Genomic DNA, 19,795 nt, shown 5'->3' on the forward strand with positions numbered 1-19,795 from the left:
TAGTTCAAGTAATAATCGTTGTGGCCAACGCCTTCAAATCCAAACCTCCAAACGTACCCGAACTCATCATTAACAGGTTTTTATTCTCCCATTTTTTTGACAGCAAAAACTTTAGCAGTTCTGCCTGATTAGTAAATACGTGTAGATTTTCCCGTTGAAATGCCGCTTTGACGTCGGCGGGTTCAATAGGTTCTAGGCGTTTGTGGGCCAATGTGTGCGGATTATAATATACCACGGCTACATCGGCGGTATCTAATTTGTGGGCATATTGGCTCAGGAAAGTTTTGTTCAAACTGCTGAACGTGTGCAGTTCTACGCAAGCTACCAATTTTCGCTTGGGAAACTGTGATTTAGCCGCTTTTGTAGTGGCCTCCACTTTGGAGGGAGCGTGGGCAAAATCTTTAAAAACGGCTATATTGCTGCTTTTTGCCAACGTTTCCATCCGATTAACCGCTCCCTTGAAGGTTTGGATGGCACGATAAAATTGATCTTGGGTCAACCCCAGTTCTTCACAAACGGCCAACGCACCGCTGATATTTTTCATGTTGTGCTCTCCAAATATCAACAGGGGTACATCGCCGTAGGCTTGAGTGGTCAGGAACGTTTGCCCATTTACAATTTTATGAGGATGCGCTTCGTAAGGTACGGGACGGACATCGGTTCGCTCGTTTTTGCCAATAACGTCGAGCATATCGTCCGTTTCGTCAAAAATCAGAATGCCCGATTTAGAGAGAGAATTTGCTAATTTTTCAAACTGTTTGACGTAGCTTTCCCACGTAGGAAACACGTTAAAATGGTCCCAGGCGATACCGCTGATAAGGGCAACGTGCGGATGATAATGCAAAAATTTAGGAGAAAGATCGGTAGGAGAAGCGGGGTATTCATCACCTTCAATGATAATCACGGGGGCATTCTCCGAAAGTTTAACCATGGTTTCGAAGCCTTCCAACTGAGCCCCTACCAAATAGTCAAACGTGCGGTTGTTGACGCGCATTGCGTGCAATATGATGGAAGTGATAGTGGTTTTTCCGTGACTTCCTGCAATGACAACGCGCTGTTTATTAAGACTTTGTTGGTAAATGTATTCAGGATAAGAATAAATGGGCAGTCCCAGTTCCTGTGCCCTAGCCAATTCGGGATTGTCTTTGCGAGCGTGCATTCCCAGAATAATGGCATCCAGTCCTGCGTGAATTTTTTCGGGAAACCAACCGATTTCGGCAGGAAGTAAGCCTAAATTAGAAAGTCGTGTATGGGCAGGGTCGTAAATTTCGTCGTCCGAACCGGTAATTTGATAACCTTGACGGTGTAAAGCGATGGCTAAATTGTGCATGACGCTTCCACCGATGGCGATAAAGTGAACTTTTTGACTCATTTTGAAGGGCGAATAATTAAGTTTGCAAAAATAACTGTAAACTCGGAACTTCAAACGTAAAACTTCCGCATCGGCGGATTCGAAAAGTGCCCTTACTACTTAGCATAGATACTTCCACGCGTGGCTGCTCGGTGGCTTTACACCAAAATGGCCAATTAGTAGTCAATTATGACCTCTTGGCCGAGAAATCGTCTTCGGGAATGCTCACCACACTCATTGGAAATGCGGTTGAACACGCTGGGTTTGAATTGGCCGAGGTAGATGCTTTTGCCGTAGCCAAAGGCCCGGGCTCTTATACGGGGCTTCGCATTGCCGTTTCTACGGCCAAAGGACTGTGCTTTGCCCTTGAAAAGCCACTCATTGCCGTCAATACCCTCGAAGCGTTGGCGTTGCAGGTGAGCAGTTTTTACTCGGATAATTACCTTTTTTGTCCCTTATTGGACGCCCGGCGAATGGAAGTGTATTGCGCTCTGTTTGACAAAAACCTAAACAGTGTGGAACCCACTCAAGCCAAAATCATGGATGCCGATTCCTTTAAAGAGGTCTTAGCTAAGCAACCTGTGGTGTTTTTTGGAGATGGAGCAGCGAAATGTGAATCCATTTTTGAAACAAATTCCAATGCCGTTTTTCCTGAAATTTCCGTTTATCCATCGGCTAGAACAGTAGGGCAATTAGCCACGGTCTTGTTTGAAAATCAACAGTTTGAGGATGTCGTAACTTTTGAACCCTATTATTTAAAAGATTTCATGACCACTACCCCTAAGAAAAGAGTGCTGTAGTGCAATAAAGTAATATTTCCAAAACGGTATCGTTAGAGAAGTTAAAATCAGTATGTATTCATGAAAAAAAACAGTATCTACTTCTTCTGTATTTTGTTGCTAACTGCTGCCTGTTCCAAAAAGAATGAACCATTGCCCAAAGGGATAGATGCGGTTTTTGTAGGAAGCAGCGACAATAAACTGTACGCATTGAATGCCAAAACAGGCGCGTTTATGTGGGATTTTGTCACCAAAGGAGCCGTACATTCGTCTCCTACGTTGGCAATTGGGATGGTGATTGTGGGGAGTTCGGACGAAAAAGTGTATGCCTTAGACATCAAAACGGGAGCAAAAGTGTGGGAATTTCCGATGGAAATGGGGATTTCTTCTGCTCCGTTTGTAGTAGACGGTACGGTGTACGTAGGCATGGGTACTACCACCAAGTTTACCAGCAAACTGTACGCCTTGGACGTAGTGACAGGGGCTAAAAAATGGGAATTTACGGCCGATGGACTGAGCGTATCTTCACCCACGATTGTCAATGGGAAAGTGTATATAGGAGGCTTTACAAACCTATACGCTCTGGATGCTAAAAAAGGAACCAAGTTGTGGGAATTCGCTACAGGCTCGGGGGTAGATTCGTCGCCCGCCGTGGCGGATGGCTACGTGTATGTGGGCAGCAACGATTATAATGTGTACGCCTTAGAAACGGAAACCGGGACTAAAAAATGGCAATTTTCTACCGGAGGAGAAGTAAGTTCTTCACCGACAGTGGCCGATGGTAGCGTATTTATAGGCAGTTTTGATCGCAAATTGTACGCGTTGGATTCAAAGACAGGAGCAAAAAAATGGGAGTTTAAAACCGACGGCCCCGTTTTCTCCTCGCCTACGGTATCCAACGGAATTGTGTATACGGGTAGTAACGACCTTAAACTATATGCGTTGAATGCAAAAACAGGGGTGAAAAAATGGGAGTCATGGACAACTAACAACATTCGTTCCTCACCAACAGTAACGGATAGTGTGGCCTATATCGGCAGTTTGGACGGTAAATTGTACGCTATAGACCTGCAAACCGGGAATAAGAAATGGAGTTTTCAGACGGGCGGCGGCATTTACTCATCTCCTGCCGTTCTAAACAGCGCGGCTAAAACCTATTACCCGGGTGTAAGCGGCATACAGCAGTAGTACAAAGTAAATCCATAAAAAGTGAACTTTTCCGAACGTCATCGGTGTTCCATCAGAACCCATACAAAAAAGGGGGCCGCCCTGGTTTTGACAGCGAGTTGAAGCAATACGTATAAGCACGTCGGGACGTGAGCGCGAGTCCTGTTAAAAACACGCTTAAAACAATAGCTGGCGAATATAGCTACGCTATGGCTGCCTAATCCGGAGTGATTAAGCTTTAGCCATCGTTCCTCCAACCTCCGCCTTGCTGGTTGGGTCAAGGAGCGTCGAAACGCGAGGCTGGTCGGGTGGATGGTGTTGATACCCGACGAGACACAACACCTAAGGTGGAGGATGAGGTCTGATTTGAACCTTGCCTACGCTCGAAAATCCAATCAAATCTAAGCGTGTAGAAGGCGTACGGTTTCCTTGTTCTGGACGTGGGTTCGACTCCCACCGGCTCCACAACTTAAACATTTAACCTCTTGACTTTCAAATAGTTAAGAGGTTTTGTTTTTTCGTGGGGACAGTTTGGGGGACACTTTTAGAAAAACGTTTGAATTTGGGACACTTTTGCAGAACGTCTTTTTATTTAGTTGTCAAAACAATTAATGATTGTTTAGTTTTGTTAAGTTCTACCTACTGCAAAACTACCTGCTCTCAAAAGTGAGGTTTTGTGAGGTTTTACCGATAGATACCCTCCCCCCTTATTTATGCTGGTAAATATGCAAGGGGTGGACACGGGTAAACCGATTTGAAACCCTAAACTTTTCACTCCCCCCTCCTATACGTTCAATTTAATGGCTCAAAATCTAAGGTTTTCTAAGGTTCTACCCGCCAAAAAGTGAAGTTTTGTGAAGTTCTTCAACCCAAAATGTAAGGTTTTGTAAGGTTTTCAGGCTCTTTCCACCTGATAGGATACCCCCCTGTTTTCTAATACTGACAAAACACACGTAGAAGGGGACAAGGGTCAAAGCATACAAACCGCCTGAACTTTTATATACCCCCCTCAATCATTCGGTTTACTTTCGGTTATAAGTTCTGCATTTACCTTGCATTTACGTTGATTTCTTAACCTCCTATCTAATTACTTTCAAATCAGATAGGAAATTAAGGTTGTTAGCTGTTCGATCCTGCTGTTTCTCTTTCAACCAAACTTTAAATTTAATTGTACCATTATTTCCCGCTGTTGTGGCGTTGGTTTGAACACCTCCCTAAACTCAAATAATTTGGTTTGGTTTATGCTGTGGAATACCCGCCTTTTAAAGTTGTTGCGTGGGTTGCTGTCGCTGTTTCTGCACTGTTTTTTGTGGCAGAATACCGCACCTTTGCGACGGTGTTCGATGGGTGTTCCACATACCTTGCAATGCCTTTGAAGGGTACTTGGAGGGGTGTTGGCGGGCGTTGGATTGATTGGACGTTTTACCACTTTACTTGAAGTAGTAAAATGTCCTAAGTTTTTATTTTTGGAGTCGGGTAAAACGTCCGAAGTTTTTAACAGTTCTCCTACCTTATCCGCTATCAATTGGCCTACTGTTTCACGAACACCCAAACCGTATTTTTTAATTATTTGCTCGAACCGTTCCCGATAATAGTTGCGCTGTTTGCGGTCGGTCAAGTCACGCCAAAAGTTCGGGTTCATACCTTGTTCATATACCCGTCGTTCAGACCGTGACATTTGCCCCGTGTTCAACTTTTCCCCAATTAGTAAACCTCTATACGTCTCACACAATTTAACGCCCAATAGACGCAATTTTGACACGTCCAACAAATCCGCCAACGTCCGAACCTCCACCTCTGCCAAATGTACCATTGCCATTGTTTTTACTTCAAACCTTAGTACGTTGGTGTTTAAAGTGTATTGCCGTTTTTTGTCATAAAGTTTCACAATATAGTTTTGTTTAATCCATTGCATAAGATAGCCCTTACCGCCAAAGGTTCGCATTTCGGGGAGTTTGAACCGATAGTTCAGGATATTATCCAAGAACCTGGAGGGGGAGGTATCAAGTAAGATATTTACCCCAAACTCTACATTGTGGAGGCTCACGCGGTCGGGGGAGGTTTCCAATAGCGTCATAATGTCCCCAATCGTCTGAACTAATCGCTGATAGGTAAATGAGTCGTAATTGTGCGCTCCGTCGTTGGCGAACTTATGCAAACTCCCCGTTACCTCCACCATTCCCGACGGGTACAATCCAATTTTCAGGTTTTTAAATTCAGCGGCTCTACTACCGTCCTTTTGTTCGCCTGTGTCGGGGTTTATCTTGCCCATAAAATCAAAGTTGGGGTTTTGGCGTAACCGTTCGGCAAAACCTTTATCGTTTATTCGTACCTTTACAAAGTCAATCATTCGCCTGTCGGGGTGTGATTGGTCAAAAATCGAACATGATTGAACAAAAAGGGCGCGGGGTTATCCCATGCCCTTTTTTATTCGTTAGATGCTCATTTGAGTTTTGACCGCGTTGATAAACTCCCCCAAAAATCGCTCACGTTCTGACGGGTATAGGTTATACCCACTAAAGAAATAAACCCGCAACTCTCGAAAGTCAGACGAAAACCAAAACAGTATTAAAGAAAGTTTTTTGTTTCCGCTGCTGAACTCACAATGATTCCCAAAATACCATCTTTCCCGCGTTGGGGAGGGTACTAACCCCGTAAAGAACAAATACTTTTTGTTTTGGATTCTGCCATGAATGATTTGTTCAGCTCCGTTTCGTCTGATTCTCGGATCGTGGGTTTCTTCCACTTTCAACTCGTTGGGGAGTTTGGTAAAGGGGACTAAATCGGGCTGTTTCTCATAGTAGTTCGTTTCTACATTCAGCAAAAATCGAACGGTTTTGTAGTCTGCTATCATGCCCCTATCGTTTCCCCGCGTTGATTTGTTGAACTGCTGCCTCTACGTCGGTCTGATAGTACCGTACCCGCGTTCCAATACGGTTGGCGGTAATTTTGCCGCCCATTGTCCATTCGTGCAACGTAGGCAAGGATACGCCCAAGAAACGCGCGGTTTCCTGTCGGGTCAATAGTTTGGGGGAGTGTGGAGGCCGAACCGCTGCCTCAATAATGGGTCGAACCGTACGTTCAACCGCTGCCTCAATTAGCCCTGTCAATTCATCGGGCGTGAAGGTTGTACTAATTACTGTTGTCATCGTTTTATTTTTTGATTAGGATGCAAAACAGCAAAGAGAAGTAAGGTTAATTTTTCCGACGGATAAAAGATGTATAATTTACGGATAAAAAACAGGCAAATTCAATCAAATTTCTGCACTAAAATCTATACCCCGTATATCAATAGCCTCTTTAGGAGGCAATTTTTCTGCCATGCCTCCCGTCTTTCTGTATTTCTGTATTTCGCGTTGTATGGTTTTTATGTCGGGTAGGTCTGTAAACGATTCAATTAAAAACTTAGCCAACAATTCGGGCGTATAGTTAAGGGGTATTTCTCCTTTCGTAGTTTGTTTTTCACTTAGTTTAGCAAACAAATGATACAGCGCACTATTTGAGGCATTCCATTGCAGTTTTGTTCGTTCTACTGTATTCTTTGGGGTTTCTTCTACTACCTCCACCGTTGGCGGTTGTTCTATTGTTTCGCCCTTCAATTCTGCCAACTCTTTACGTTTTTCAGCTATCCATTTATCGGCATTTTTTTTAACTCTAAGATATGCAATTTTGGGCGGATGTTCATCCGTATAAAAATACATTTTTTCAAAAAAGGAAGTTACTTTATCTAACCATTCATCAAGGTCACCACGATAACTGTTATAGTGAAAGTCTAAAAAGAGTTCTACTTGGTCAGTCTCATAATATTCAAATAATCTATTAAAAAACGCCTGTAATACTTTTAATTCAGTCATTTCCGCAAAAGTATGTTTCCAATATCCCTGTTCTGCAAATTTTCCATCTGCTGTTAGATTCTCCTCTGTCTTAAAAAAGTACCGCAAATGAAATGGTTTAATTTCTTCAACAAAGGGGTCTGTGTCTAAATTGGGGGTTTCTTCATCATAAACCTCATAGGGGTTTTTCCTATATGTATAATACACCTCGTTTTTTATAGGTAAAAAACCTTTAGGTGCATTGAATACAAATAAACGTAATGGAGGTGTTACCCAAATAATCTGTTTTTTCATTTCAAAAAATCGAACAAGTAAAACCCCCTACGCGGTCTGTTGGTAGGGGGAGGTATGAGTTTAATTAGTTGGCAATACGGAACGGTTCATCCTTTGAGGGGGTGTTTTTCTTCCATAGTTCCCGTAGGTTGTTGGCATTTTCGCGGGGTGTCACTTTGATATACTTCATAAACGACGATTCGGTACGGTGTCCAGTTATCTTCATAATGGAAGTAGAAGGAAAACCCGCCAAATATTGATTTGTGGCAAACGAACGTCGCGCAGTGTGCGTTGTTATCATTTCCCATTTTGGATGGTTTACGGTCTGCCTTATGCCCCCTTTAGTGATGGATTCGGATACCGTTTCCTCAAACCCCGCCATTTTCCCCAACTCTTTGAGATAGTCGTTCATCTTTTGATTGCTGATAGGTTGGGGGAGGCTGTTAGGGGTTTTACCTTCGTATCGTTTCAATATTGCCTCTACCTGCCAATGTATCGGAATTACGACAACCTCCCCCGTCTTTTGGGTTTCCATCTCGATAAACTCCCCGTCAATGTTTTCTTTTTTGATACGGGTAAAATCTGAAAACCGTAACCCCGTCCAACAACCCACTAAAAATAAGTCTCTGATTTTTTCGAGTCGCGGGTTCATATTCAAATCAAGTTCAAAAAGGGTGTTTAATTCGCGCTGATTCAAATAGATTGCGTCGGAGGACTCTGATACTACCTTAAACTTTTTTGTGCTGAAATTGGGCATTAAACCGCGTTCCCGTGCCTCTAAGAAAAACGTTTTGAGCGTTCGAATGTGTTTCCCGATTGTATTGGTTGCAAAGTTCTGTTTTACAAGAAACTGTTGAAACTGTGTATAGAAATAGTAGTCAATCTGGGCGAAACTAAATTCTCTGTTTTTGTAGTTCTTATCCTTAAACTCTTTCAATACCCGCAACGATTGGCGGTAAACCCTCAATGTCGTTTTTGTGACGGGTTTCGCGGTTTTGTCGTTCAGTTTGGTTTCGTACTCTTTTAGAAAACCTTCAATGAATCCAAACAAATCCAATGGTTTGACTTCTTCCTTTTTCGGGGTTTTGTTGAGGCTCTGATTCAATAAGTCGCGGTAAGTCTCCAACGTTGGCGGCTGTTGGTCGTTATCGTTCATATATTGACGTAGTATATTTTCCGCTACTGTCTCAATGTTGGAAAGACGGGTATTAAATTCGGGATAGGTCGGGTTCTTCTTAGTTTGTTTGGCTCGTTGGGTTTTAGAGTCCCAAAATAACGGGTCAATGGTTTCTCCTGTTGGATACTTGGTAAGACGTACACCATTGTAACTAACAAACAACAAAATAGGGGTAGGGCTGTCGGCCTCCTTATCACGGAGGTAAAAGTTTATCTTTGCCATATCTGAAACGGTTAAAAATCGAACAGAACAAAGATAGTAAACTTTATTTTTTGGGGGACACTTTGGGGGACACTTTTTGTTAATTTAATCTTATTTCTCTTTATCCCTCTTTACTATTGACTTTTATAAATAATTGATTATCAGTGTATTTTAGTAGCATTGGGTAAGGTACAATTTTATAGGTTCGAGTACCACCGGCTCCACAAAACCCGCTAAATCTTATGATTTAGCGGGTTTTTCTAATTGTTTTAGATAAATTATCAATATTTTATGCCATTTTCGATTAAAATTGATTCTTCATGGAAGCCACGTACTACTTAGACGAAAGCGAACTTGATTATAAGTTTTTCAAATCCCTCAAATCAACCTTCAAGGGGAAGAGGCTTACGCTCAACTTAAAAGCTGAATCGCCGGATAAAATGACGGTATCGGCATTTGAGCAGAAGATTCAGCAGCGTCAAAATAGCCCTGTATCGTATCTTTTTGAGGGAGATAGTTTTGACGATATAACAAGCCAACTTCTTAAAGGAGAGTCTGTTGATATAGAAAAGTATAAGAAGGTTAAGCCATGAGGAGTGTCGAATTCAAACAGGATTCATTTGAAGAACTGGCTCAGTGGGTAACCCAAGACCGTAAAACATATCAACGTATTGTGAGACTTATCAGTGAGGTAAGGCGTGCTCCCTTTGAGGGTATCGGAAAACCAGAACCTTTACGCGGCAATTTAAGCGGTTGTTGGTCTCGTAGGATTGATGATGGCAATCGCATGGTGTACGAAGTAACCGCTGATATAATTGTGATTCTGTCTCTGATGGGGCATTACGATGATTAGCTATTAACACTTCTCGAAGTTCTCCGCCGTTGTTGGTCTTATGACCGACAATCTTTGCTTCAAAAGGGTTGTTGGTGAAAATACCGACAATAGCGTAACTTTTTAAATTCCTGATTTGCCCAATCGTTAAATTTGCCTTACATTGGCTTATCTTAACGATTTTAATATGCTTCTTAAATCCCTCACACCCACTGAATCACTCGAAAAAGTTTATCGCTTACAATCTGGCAACCGCGAACAGATTGACCGATTCAAAGCCAACTTCACAACCCTGCTGAATCGCATCAACGAACAGGAAAGCGAAGAGAACGTAAAAGGGCATTTAATGGACTTTCTCAAAGAGGTCTATTACAAAGACGCGTATTTGATAGCCACCAAGGGAAAAACCGATTTTGTGATTCATACCGGCAAAGAAGCCAACGCCCCCGCCGGGGTACTCTTTGAGGTCAAACGTCCGACCAATAAAGGAGAAATGATTACGCGCGAAAACCTGAACACCAAAGCCATGCAGGAGTTAATCCTGTATTATTTTCGCGAACGTACCAAAGACAAAAACAGCGATTTACGCTATTGTGTCATTACCAACGTGTATGAATGGTTCATTTTTGACGCGGCTCTGTTCGAGCGGGTATTTTACAAAAACGCCCATTTAATTAAAGAATATAGGGCTTGGGCGTCGGGGCAAAAAGTGAGTACCAACAATGAACTGTTTTACAACGAAATTGCCAAACCGTTTTTGGCCGAGCTGAAGGAGGAAATACCGTTCACCTACTTTGACATTCGCAATTTTAAAAAAATCGTTGCCGATAGCAATACAGCCAATGATAAGGCGCTCTTACCCCTTTACAAAATCGTGTCGCCTACGCATCTGCTGAAGCTGCCAACGACGACGGACAGTAATAAACTCAACCCTAAATTTTATTCCGAACTGCTGCACCTGATTGGCTTGGAGGAGGTAAAAGACGGCGGAAAAAAAGTGATTCGACGCAAAGAAGCCGATAAACGGGACGAGGGGTCATTGCTCGAAAATACCATTATCCAACTTGATACAGCGGGCAAACTCTACCACCTCCCCGACCGGGCGCAATACGGAGCCACTACGGATGAACAACTGTTCAGCGTTGCCTTAGAACTTTGTATTACGTGGGTCAATCGAATCTTGTTTCTTAAACTGTTGGAATCGCAGTTGGTCAGTTACCACAACCAAGACAAAACGTATTCTTTCCTGAACCGCGAAACGATTGCCGATTTTGACGAACTCTTTAAACTGTTTTTTCAGGTCTTAGCCAAACGCCCCTCCGAACGCCGTTCTTCTATCCAAACCAAGTTTGGCCGTATTCCTTACCTGAACAGCTCTTTGTTTGAAATTAGCGAATTGGAAGACGCCACCATCAATATCAATAGCCTCGACGATAGCCAAACCTTACCGCTGTTGAGTAAAAGCGTACTGAACGACAACCCCGCCTATAAAAACGCCAAACAAGTGCCAACGCTCTCTTACCTGTTTGCGTTTTTGGATGCTTATGATTTTGCCTCGGAAAGCCGTGAGACGATTCAGGAAAAAAACAGGTCGTTGATTAATGCCTCCGTATTGGGGCTGATTTTTGAGAAAATCAACGGCTACAAAGACGGTTCTTTTTATACGCCCGGATTCATCACCGAATACATGTGCCGCGAAACCATTCGTAAGGCGGTGGTTCAGAAGTTCAACGATGCCAAAGGCTGGAACTGTGCCGATTTTGCCGCGTTGGAAGACAAAGACCTTGATAGAAATGAAGCCAACGCCCTGATCAATGAACTTGCCCTCTGTGATCCTGCCGTGGGGTCTGGCCACTTTCTGGTATCGGGACTCAACGAACTCATCGCTATCAAGTCGGAACTGGGTATTTTGCAGGATGAAACAGGAAAACGGCTGAAAGGCTATACCGTTAGCGTTCTGAATGATGAGTTGATTGTTCTGGATGATGACGAAACGCCGTTTCAATATTTTCTGCAAGCCACTGGAAAACCAACGCCCGAACGCCAACGCATCCAAAAGACTTTGTTCCACGAAAAACAAACGCTGATTGAAAACTGTCTTTTCGGAGTGGACATTAACCCCAACTCCGTAAAAATTTGCCGTTTGCGCCTGTGGATTGAGTTATTGAAAAATGCCTATTATACCGAAGAATCGGGTTTTACGGAACTGGAAACCCTCCCCAACATTGACATCAATATCAAGCAGGGAAACAGCCTTTTGAGCAAATTTAGCCTTACAGAAGACCTGACTGACGTTTTTCAAAAGCAGAAATTTAGTTTTAAAACTTACAAGGATGCTGTTACTGCGTACAAAAATGTGCGCGATAAAGACGCAAAAAGTGAATTATTAAGGTTTATAGGAGAAATAAAAGAGCAGTTTCGCGATAAAATTATTAATACTGACCATCGTCGAAAAAAACTCTCTGTACTACGTGGACAACGTGATGTTTTGGATATTGATACTGACCTATTTGGTACTAAAATTCGCGGTACTAAAATGGTCAAAGACACTAAATTGATTGAGGATGAAAAGATAAAGTTAGATAAACAAATTGAACAAGCCGAATTAGAATGGGCAAATATTGAAAGTAATGCCCTCTATCGGGGTTCGTTTGAGTGGCGGTTTGAGTTTCCCGAAGTACTGAACGAAAAAGGCGATTTTGTGGGTTTTGACGCGGTTATCGGTAATCCACCTTACATCCGACAGGAGGATTTAGGAGAATCAAAAACATTACTGAAAAAAGATTTCCCCAAAACCTACACGGGTACGGCTGACCTTTACGTGATGTTCGTGGAGCATGGTTTACGCATTTTACGCCCCAATGGTCAATTCGTGTTCATCATTCCAAACAAATGGATGAGAGCGGGCTACGGTGAAAACCTCCGTAAATGGCTGAAAACGTTGGCGATTGAACAAATTGCCGACTTTGGTGATTTGCCCGTTTTTGACGAGGCTACCACCTACCCAAGCATTTTGAGTATTCGTAACGCGCCTGCTTCCAATCATTTTCAAGCGGCTCAGATAGATACGTTAAAATATGATGTTGGGTTATCTGATTATGTCCAAGCGAACCGTTTCGAGGTAAATTTTGAAAGTTTAAAAGACGATAGTTGGCAACTCACTAACGGAGCAGTACAGCAACTAATGACCAAATTACGGACAACGGGAACCCCACTTAATGATTATGTAAAGGGTCAAATATATTACGGCATAAAGACAGGGCTCAATGAAGCCTTCGTAATTGATGCCGCTACCAAAGATAAATTGATTACGGAAGACGCGCGAAGTGCTGAAGTTATCAAGCCGTTTTTGGGAGGTAGAGATGTAAAACGTTACCACCCTCCCACGGTTGATAAATTTTTGATATTATTCCGTTCCGGCAGCACAAAAGCAATGTTTGGTAAGGTGGATGAAGAACCGGCATGGAAACGGCTCCAAAACAATTACCCAGCTATTTGCCAACATCTTGAACCTTTTAAAGACAAAGCAAAAATACGAACAGATAAGGGTGAATATTGGTGGGAATTAAGGGCTTGTGCTTACTATGACGAGTTTGAGAAGCCTAAAATTGTCTACCCTAATATTTGTCGACAACCTGAATTTATCATTGATAAAGCCTCTTTTTACACAAATCAAAAGTGTTTTATAATTGCCATGGATGATAAATTTCTATTGGCAGTACTCAATAGTAAAGTTACCTACTTCCTTTTTCAACAGCTATTGCCTACGCTTAGAGGCGGGTTTTATGAACCAAGCAGTATTTATTTTAAAACTTTCCCTATCCCTCACGCATCACCTGAAAAAAAAGAGTCAATTATCGAATTAGTCAACCAAATAATCACGAACAAATCCAACAATGGCGCGGCCCCCGCCGACACCACCGCCTTAGAATCAGAAATAGACCGTTTGGTGTATGCGCTGTATGGCTTAACGGAGGAGGAAATCGCGATAGTAGAGGGGTAAAAACGCAGTCAGGGTCTAAAAGCCTTGGTAACAACACCCTATCGATTTTGAGAAAGTTGCACTTTAGTGAAACATTTTATAAATTTACAACGTGGAAGGAAATCAGAAAAAACGAACAATTCTTTTCTACAAAGACTACTTTCAGGAATTCTTTGTAAAACAGCGTGACAAGGTGAAAGACAAAATTGTTTGGACACTTCAACTTATTGAAGAGCTTCCGAAAATTCCAGAAACCTATTTGAAGCATTTAGAAAATACAGATGGGCTATACGAGTTAAGGATTCAACAAGGCAGTGATATTTTTCGCATTTTCTGTTTTTTTGACCAAGGACAATTAGTTGTATTAGCCAACGGTTTTCAAAAGAAAACACAAAAGACCCCTAAAAGTGAAATTGAGAAAGCATTAAAAATCAAACAAGAATATGAAAGCGAAAAATAGTGTCTTGACCCTTGATCAATTCAAGGATAAAAACTACGGAATACCTGGAACCGCAAAACGAGATGCCCTTGAAGCTGGCTATGAAAACTTTAAAATAGGTGCTTTGATTCACGAAGCAAGGCTGGTGAAAGGTCTAACGCAAGAAGAACTTGCTGAAAAAGTAGGCATGACAAAATCTTATATTTCTAAGATTGAAAACAACATTAAGGAAGTCAGACTTTCAACGCTTCAAAAAATTGTAGAACTTGGTTTAGGTGGACATTTACAACTAAACATAAAATTGTAAAGATAAAAATCCTAACCGCCAAAGCTGCCGATAGTAACGCCGATACATCAGCCTTAGAAGCCGAAATAGACCGCTTGGAGTATGCCCTGTATGGCTTAACGGAGGAGGAAATCGCGATAGTGGAGGGGAAATAAGTCAGCTTTTAGGCTGCGTTTTGATTTTTCCATTGTATTTCAACGCCTAACGGTTGCATAAGTACGGCCAATTCGCCCGCATCGGCGGTTCGACAAGTATTGACTCCTGCGGTATTCGTATTGTTCAATGACAAAGGCATCGGGTTCCGGACGGTCCGCCGCGCGGTCGTTACGGTGTATTTGTAGCGTGCCGTTGATTTGCTCAATCAATTCAATTATCGAACCGCCGTTGCGGGCGCATAATACGACTGCTACGGTTGGTTGTCGTTCCATTACCTATGCCGCGTTTTCAAATGTCAAATGAATTTTGAGTTTTGGGCGGTTCGCCGCTGCGAGCGTCCAATAGTTGGCCTAACTTTTGGAGGTTTTCGTTTCTTATGTCCACGTATTGCCTTACGTGGGCATCATTGATGCCGTTGGCGCGGTATTGCTCAATTATTTCGGTGTCCATTTCAATCAACTGAAATAGTTTGGCTACGGCGGCGGCGCGTTGTTCATTGTTTAAAATCAATTCATTAATTTCTTCCATGGGTCTAAAAATTGAGTTGAATAATTCCTTTTGGGCGTTTTGTAACATATTCGGTCGTAAAATCAAACAACCAACGTTTACACTCTATTTGGTAAATGTTGTGCAAAGGATGATTGGATGGATACACCTTTACAAAACAGCCATCAGTTCCTAACTTGCGTGAGTATCTGCGTAATCGAAATTTCTCTATTTCTTGCTCATGCTGTTGGTAACTTTCAAAGTCAATAAAAGTTAAAAAGTCAATGTCGTTAGGGTTAAATTTTCGGCTTATAAAACTTCCATCTATCCATTGTACAAAATCGGCCCCAATCACTTGTTTTAAGGAGTCCATATAGGATAAATAGTTGTTAAACCATCTTTGACGTTTACTCATTTCAGAAAACTCTTTTACAAACACCTGTTCAAACGTTTCAAAGTCTGTCAGTATCACTTCATAGGGCGTAAGGTATCCGTGTTGACGGTCCGCCGCAGCGGTCAAATGTCATACTGTATTTAATTCAAATTTACGGTATTTACTTTTAATTGGCAATACTCTTCCAAAGTCTGCTTTCACAGTTATCCCTCCGCCAACTCAAGCACTTCATCCCCCAAATTCACATTCGGTTTAAAGATTCGGGTGAGGCGTTGAAAGGCGTCCTGCTTGGCCTTGAGATCGTTTCCGTTAAAGATTTTAAAGGTATCCCAGTCCACAAAAGCGGTATTGGTAGGCTCGTATAATAGACGAAATTGGCGGGCATCCAATTTCGGCACGTAAATGACCGTTAGAGTAATGCTCGGTTGGTTTCGCGGGTAAAATGTCCAGGTTACTTTCATGGTTTTAGCGAATGGAGTGCGTGAATAGATACAAACCTACTCCAAAGTTAACGGGTAGGTTGGGATGAATGCTAATTGTGGTAGATTCCCCTGCGTTTTTCAGTAGAATATGCGCCAAAGGGTACTTATATGCCCAAAAATAACTACCAATGAATCAATATCGTAACGCTTTACTTTTTTCTTTTTCAATCTTTATGGGTTCCTCTGCTGCCAATGCTCAGGAGGATGCTGCCAAATTGGTGGCGCCCGGTGCGATTCTTCAACAGGTTTCCAAACAATTTAAGTTTACGGAAGGCCCTGCGGTGGACAAAAAAGGAAATATCTATTTTACCGACCAACCTAACGATAAAATCTGGAAATACGATACGGAAGGAAATTTGTCGCTCTATATGGAAAAAACAGGGCGTTCCAACGGGTTGTACATTGATAAAAAAGGCAATATCATTTCCTGTGCCGACGAAAAAAATGAGATGTGGTCAATTTCTCCCAAAGGCAAAACAACCGTTTTGGTGGATGGTTTTCAGGGGCGTACCTTCAACGGACCCAATGATTTATGGATTCATCCCAAAGGCGGTATTTATTTTACGGATCCTTTTTATCCGCGCGATTATTGGGAGCGAAAAAAGCCGGATATGGAAAAACAAAACGTCTATTTTTTGCCCAAAGGGAAAAAAGAGCCGGTCTTGGTGGACGATAATTTGAAGCAGCCCAATGGCATCGTAGGCACACCTGATGGTAAATATCTCTACGTAGCTGATATTCGCGACAACAAAACCTACAAATACGGAATTAATGCCGATGGCACTTTGTCAAATCGCCAACTTTTTGTGGCTCAGGGTTCAGACGGAATCACACTGGACAATTTGGGCAATCTCTACATTACCGGTCGCGGCGTGACCGTCTACGACCCAACGGGTAAGAAAATTACCAATATTCTGGTTCCGTCAGGTTGGGTAGGTAACGTATGTTTTGGAGGAAAAGACCGTAACCTATTGTTTATCACGGCCTCTGAGTCTATTTATACACTGCAAATGCAGGTGAAAGGAGTAGAGTAGTAAAACTTATGATTTTAATACAAAAAAGAAGGCTGTCTCCAATGAAGGAGACAGCCTCTTACAGAGTCATTTATATGAATAAAATTAGATAACTTTTACGTTAACTGCATTTAAACCTTTCTTACCGTTTTCTACGTCGAAAGACACATTGTCATTCTCACGAATGTCTTCATTAAGACCTGTTACGTGTACAAAAATGTCTGCGCCACCATTAGATGGAGTAATAAAACCAAATCCTTTGGTGTCATTAAAAAATTTTACTGTTCCTTCTTGCATTCTATTATTCTTTATTAAGTATTGAGAATCAAAGGTATGGTAAAATAATGGCAATACCTAATTTACATTTTTTTATTTTCGGAAGGGAATTCAAAACCCTCAGAAATAAGGACAAAAAAACTATATTTGTCTATATTTTAAAAAAAATTAAAAACCACCCATTTATATGAAACCTACCTTTTACTTACTTCTTTTAGTAGGATTATTATGTACCAATATCAGCTACGCCCAAACTACCCATGCATTTACGGAAGGACTCGTGGTAGGGCCTTGTCATCAATACGGGCGCGAGGCTATTTACAAGGACCAATTGACCTATCAATTAATTCATAAAACCTTTGCGGTACCTGCCGAAGGAAAAACATTTTTGACGGATGCGCAAGGAAAAGAACTGAAATGGCAGCGGGTAGTGGCCGATACTGCCAAACGATTTCGACATGCAGCATTGAGCAATGGCTACCTATATTTGACCTACACCGCTCCCAAAGAGATTATGGCGTTATTGCAGGTAGCAGGCCACGCAGGATTGTATTTCAATGGCGTACCGCGCGGAGGCGATGCCAACCAATATGGCTACATGTATAGCCCCGTTAAGCTCAAAAAAGGGGTGAACGAAATTTTGGTACGGGTGGGCATGGGCGGACGCTTTCAAGGTGTTATGGCTAATTTGATTTTTCCTGCTAAAAATATCCTGATAAGTACACCGGATATAACACTGCCGCATATCGTTCTTACTGAAAATGCCGAGCCTGTTTGGGGAGGAATTGTATTGTTCAATTTGACCGAAAAGCCATTGACTGATTTACGGCTCCGTGCGGTGATACAGGGCAAAGAAATCATTACCGATGTACCCGCCGTCACCGCCCTGAATTCTCGAAAAGTAGGTTTTAAAATGGATTTGAGTGCCGTTCAGCAAAAAGGCGAAGTGGCTTGTGAACTTACGTTACTGCAAAATGGCAAAGCGATTGATCAAAAGACAATTCCATTGCAGGCCGTTTCGTCCAATGAGCACTACAGCAATACGTTTATCAGCGCCATAGATGGCAGTGTTCAGTATTTCGGCGTGGCTCCCCAAAAAGGCGGGCAAAAGGATACGGCAGCCCTGTTTTTATCCGTACACGGTGCCGGGGTGGAGGCGATTGGGCAGGCAAGGGCTTATAAATCAAAAGATTGGGGTACCTTGGTAGCTCCTACTAACCGCCGCCCCAGAGGTTTCAATTGGGAAGATTGGGGCCGAATAGACGCACTTGAAGTGTTGGAAGTTGCTAAAAAGAAGTTCAATCCGAATCCCCAAAAGATTTACCTTACGGGGCACTCCATGGGAGGGCACGGCAGCTGGTATTTAGGCGCTACTTATCCCGGTAAATGGGCAGGAGTGGCACCCTGCGCGGGTTATCCAACCTTGATGGGGTATGGGTCCGCCGACGGTAAAATTCCCGAAAATAGTACCGACAAAGTAGAACAAATGTTACTTCGAGCCAGCAATCCGAGTAACGTAATGGCGTTGGCTTCCAATTACAAAGCCAGCGGTATTTATATTTTGCACGGTGATGCCGACCGTACGGTTTCGGTCGAATACGCCCGCACCATGCGTAACACATTGGGGGCTTTTCACAATGATTTCTCGTACTACGAATATCCCAACGGTTCGCATTGGTACGGTGACCACAGTGTGGATTGGCCTGCGCTGTTTGACTTCTTTCAATGGCATCGCAGCAAGAAAGTGGAGGAAATAGACGTGATTGATTTCACCACGGCCAATCCCGGGATTTCTTCTAATTATCATTGGGCAGGGATAGAACAGCAGGAAATTCCGCTTAATTATAGCCGTGTTCAGGCCAAACGTACACTAAACGACAAAAGCATTACGGTAACTACCGATAACGTACGGACGTTTATGGTACTGCCGGGGGCCTTTCCAAAAGGGCAATCTTTTAAATTAAAAATAGACGAAGTGGAAGTGTGTTCGGATTGTAAATTGGGCGACCAACCTTTGTATTTTACCAAAAACGGGAAGTGGGCAACTGCTGAAAAACCTACCATAGCTCAACGCGGTTCGCATCGAAACGGCACATTTAAAGCCGCCTTCAACCATCGGATGGTATTTGTGTACGGAACTGCGGGAACCAAAGAAGAAAATGAATGGGCCTATAACAAAGCTCGTTACGATGCGGAAACTTGGTATTATCGCGGCAACGGTGCGGTGGATATGATTCCTGACCGTGAATTTACACCCGCCGGGTACGCCGACCGAGGAGTAATTCTATTTGGAAATGCCACCACAAACAGCGCTTGGACTACTTTGCTTTCCAACAGCCCGATTCAAATTCAGCGAGGCAGTATCAAAGTAGGAGAGGAGCAACTGACAGGTGATAACTTGGGCGCTTATTTTACCTATCCTCGTCCTGACAGCCCTTTTGCTTCGGTGGCCGTAGTTTCCGGTTCCGGTTTAGCAGGAATGTTGGCGACGGAGTCTAACCAATACTTTACCGGAGGTAGCGGTTTTCCTGATTACTTCATTTTTGGAACGGATATGCTCAAAGAAGGAACCAAAGGCGTTAAACTCGCAGGCTTTTTTGATAACAATTGGCAGGTGACGAAGAGTGATGCGGTGAAAGCGCAATAGAGCTTCTTTCAGCCCTTCTCT

The 19,795-nt window shown here is 42.7% G+C and carries 20 protein-coding genes and 1 other RNA gene; 10 read left to right on the forward strand and 11 right to left on the reverse strand.

Going from position 1 to position 19,795, the window contains the following annotated elements; translation table 11 throughout:
* Nucleotides 1–4 precede the first annotated feature (4 nt).
* Nucleotides 5–1,372: a UDP-N-acetylmuramate--L-alanine ligase gene (gene murC, locus Q0081_RS19660; protein ID WP_298357282.1), complete on the reverse strand. Its 1,368-nt coding sequence runs from the start codon at nucleotides 1,370–1,372 to the stop codon at nucleotides 5–7.
* A gap of 86 nt (nucleotides 1,373–1,458) precedes the next feature.
* On the opposite strand from murC, the gene tsaB reads away from it, so the two are divergent.
* From tsaB to ssrA, 3 genes are all read left to right on the forward strand, one after another.
* The gene (gene tsaB, locus Q0081_RS19665; protein ID WP_298357285.1) at nucleotides 1,459–2,151 is read left to right on the forward strand and encodes a tRNA (adenosine(37)-N6)-threonylcarbamoyltransferase complex dimerization subunit type 1 TsaB; all 693 of its coding nucleotides are present in this window, start codon (nucleotides 1,459–1,461) and stop codon (nucleotides 2,149–2,151) included.
* A gap of 60 nt (nucleotides 2,152–2,211) precedes the next feature.
* The gene (locus Q0081_RS19670; RefSeq protein WP_298357288.1) at nucleotides 2,212–3,318 is read left to right on the forward strand and encodes a PQQ-binding-like beta-propeller repeat protein; all 1,107 of its coding nucleotides are present in this window, start codon (nucleotides 2,212–2,214) and stop codon (nucleotides 3,316–3,318) included.
* Between the two features lie 72 nt (nucleotides 3,319–3,390).
* Nucleotides 3,391–3,765: a transfer-messenger RNA gene (ssrA, locus tag Q0081_RS19675) on the forward strand.
* 679 nt (nucleotides 3,766–4,444) lie between these two features.
* On the opposite strand, the gene Q0081_RS19680 is transcribed toward ssrA, so the two are convergent.
* The 5 genes from Q0081_RS19680 to Q0081_RS19700 form a co-directional block, all read right to left on the reverse strand.
* The gene (locus tag Q0081_RS19680) at nucleotides 4,445–5,647 is read right to left on the reverse strand and encodes a hypothetical protein (protein ID WP_298357290.1); all 1,203 of its coding nucleotides are present in this window, start codon (nucleotides 5,645–5,647) and stop codon (nucleotides 4,445–4,447) included.
* Nucleotides 5,648–5,731: 84 nt separating this feature from the next.
* Nucleotides 5,732–6,151: a hypothetical protein gene (locus tag Q0081_RS19685; protein WP_298357293.1), complete on the reverse strand. Its 420-nt coding sequence runs from the start codon at nucleotides 6,149–6,151 to the stop codon at nucleotides 5,732–5,734.
* Nucleotides 6,152–6,155: 4 nt separating this feature from the next.
* Nucleotides 6,156–6,446, reverse strand: coding sequence for a helix-turn-helix domain-containing protein (locus Q0081_RS19690; RefSeq protein ID WP_298357296.1), 291 nt, complete (start codon nucleotides 6,444–6,446; stop codon nucleotides 6,156–6,158).
* A gap of 105 nt (nucleotides 6,447–6,551) precedes the next feature.
* The gene (locus tag Q0081_RS19695; protein WP_298357298.1) at nucleotides 6,552–7,424 is read right to left on the reverse strand and encodes a hypothetical protein; all 873 of its coding nucleotides are present in this window, start codon (nucleotides 7,422–7,424) and stop codon (nucleotides 6,552–6,554) included.
* Between the two features lie 64 nt (nucleotides 7,425–7,488).
* Complete coding sequence (locus Q0081_RS19700; protein ID WP_298357301.1) at nucleotides 7,489–8,802, reverse strand: site-specific integrase; 1,314 nt, start codon at nucleotides 8,800–8,802, stop codon at nucleotides 7,489–7,491.
* 299 nt (nucleotides 8,803–9,101) lie between these two features.
* Here Q0081_RS19700 and Q0081_RS19705 point away from each other — a divergent pair, with 299 nt between their 5' ends.
* The 5 genes from Q0081_RS19705 (at nucleotide 9,102) to Q0081_RS19725 (ending at nucleotide 14,341) form a co-directional block, all read left to right on the forward strand.
* On the forward strand, nucleotides 9,102–9,374 hold the full coding sequence (locus Q0081_RS19705) for a hypothetical protein (RefSeq protein ID WP_298357304.1): 273 nt from the start codon (nucleotides 9,102–9,104) through the stop codon (nucleotides 9,372–9,374).
* Nucleotides 9,371–9,634 (forward strand): Txe/YoeB family addiction module toxin, encoded by a 264-nt coding sequence (locus Q0081_RS19710; RefSeq protein WP_298357307.1) that lies wholly within the window; start codon nucleotides 9,371–9,373, stop codon nucleotides 9,632–9,634. Before Q0081_RS19705 ends, Q0081_RS19710 begins: the two co-directional genes overlap by 4 nt.
* A 166-nt stretch (nucleotides 9,635–9,800) precedes the next feature.
* Entirely contained in the window at nucleotides 9,801–13,616 is a 3,816-nt protein-coding gene (locus tag Q0081_RS19715) for an Eco57I restriction-modification methylase domain-containing protein (protein ID WP_298357309.1), read from the forward strand.
* Between the two features lie 91 nt (nucleotides 13,617–13,707).
* Complete coding sequence (locus Q0081_RS19720) at nucleotides 13,708–14,055, forward strand: type II toxin-antitoxin system RelE/ParE family toxin (protein ID WP_298357312.1); 348 nt, start codon at nucleotides 13,708–13,710, stop codon at nucleotides 14,053–14,055.
* Complete coding sequence (locus tag Q0081_RS19725; RefSeq protein WP_298357315.1) at nucleotides 14,039–14,341, forward strand: helix-turn-helix domain-containing protein; 303 nt, start codon at nucleotides 14,039–14,041, stop codon at nucleotides 14,339–14,341. The genes Q0081_RS19720 and Q0081_RS19725 overlap by 17 nt, the downstream gene beginning before the upstream one ends.
* Nucleotides 14,342–14,514: 173 nt before the next feature.
* Here the strand turns inward: Q0081_RS19725 and Q0081_RS19730 are convergent, their stop codons facing one another.
* From Q0081_RS19730 to Q0081_RS19745, 4 genes are all read right to left on the reverse strand, one after another.
* Nucleotides 14,515–14,748 carry a hypothetical protein gene (locus Q0081_RS19730; protein ID WP_298357318.1) on the reverse strand — a complete coding sequence of 78 codons (234 nt, stop codon included), beginning with the start codon at nucleotides 14,746–14,748 and terminating at the stop codon, nucleotides 14,515–14,517.
* Between the two features lie 16 nt (nucleotides 14,749–14,764).
* Entirely contained in the window at nucleotides 14,765–15,004 is a 240-nt protein-coding gene (locus tag Q0081_RS19735; RefSeq protein WP_298357321.1) for a hypothetical protein, read from the reverse strand.
* Nucleotides 15,005–15,008: 4 nt separating this feature from the next.
* Nucleotides 15,009–15,482, reverse strand: coding sequence for a DUF6932 family protein (locus Q0081_RS19740; RefSeq protein ID WP_298357324.1), 474 nt, complete (start codon nucleotides 15,480–15,482; stop codon nucleotides 15,009–15,011).
* Between the two features lie 77 nt (nucleotides 15,483–15,559).
* Nucleotides 15,560–15,817 carry a hypothetical protein gene (locus tag Q0081_RS19745; RefSeq protein ID WP_298357327.1) on the reverse strand — a complete coding sequence of 86 codons (258 nt, stop codon included), beginning with the start codon at nucleotides 15,815–15,817 and terminating at the stop codon, nucleotides 15,560–15,562.
* 194 nt (nucleotides 15,818–16,011) lie between these two features.
* On the opposite strand from Q0081_RS19745, the gene Q0081_RS19750 reads away from it, so the two are divergent.
* Nucleotides 16,012–16,872, forward strand: coding sequence for an SMP-30/gluconolactonase/LRE family protein (locus tag Q0081_RS19750; RefSeq protein ID WP_298357442.1), 861 nt, complete (start codon nucleotides 16,012–16,014; stop codon nucleotides 16,870–16,872).
* A gap of 84 nt (nucleotides 16,873–16,956) precedes the next feature.
* Here the strand turns inward: Q0081_RS19750 and Q0081_RS19755 are convergent, their stop codons facing one another.
* Nucleotides 16,957–17,148, reverse strand: a complete 192-nt coding sequence (locus tag Q0081_RS19755; RefSeq protein ID WP_013930995.1) for a cold-shock protein — start codon at nucleotides 17,146–17,148, stop codon at nucleotides 16,957–16,959.
* 166 nt (nucleotides 17,149–17,314) lie between these two features.
* On the opposite strand from Q0081_RS19755, the gene Q0081_RS19760 reads away from it, so the two are divergent.
* Nucleotides 17,315–19,774, forward strand: a complete 2,460-nt coding sequence (locus Q0081_RS19760) for an alpha/beta hydrolase-fold protein (protein ID WP_298357338.1) — start codon at nucleotides 17,315–17,317, stop codon at nucleotides 19,772–19,774.
* Nucleotides 19,775–19,795: the final 21 nt, after the last annotated feature.

The sequence above is a fragment of the Runella sp. genome, assembly GCF_027484545.1.
GTDB lineage: Bacteria > Bacteroidota > Bacteroidia > Cytophagales > Spirosomataceae > Runella.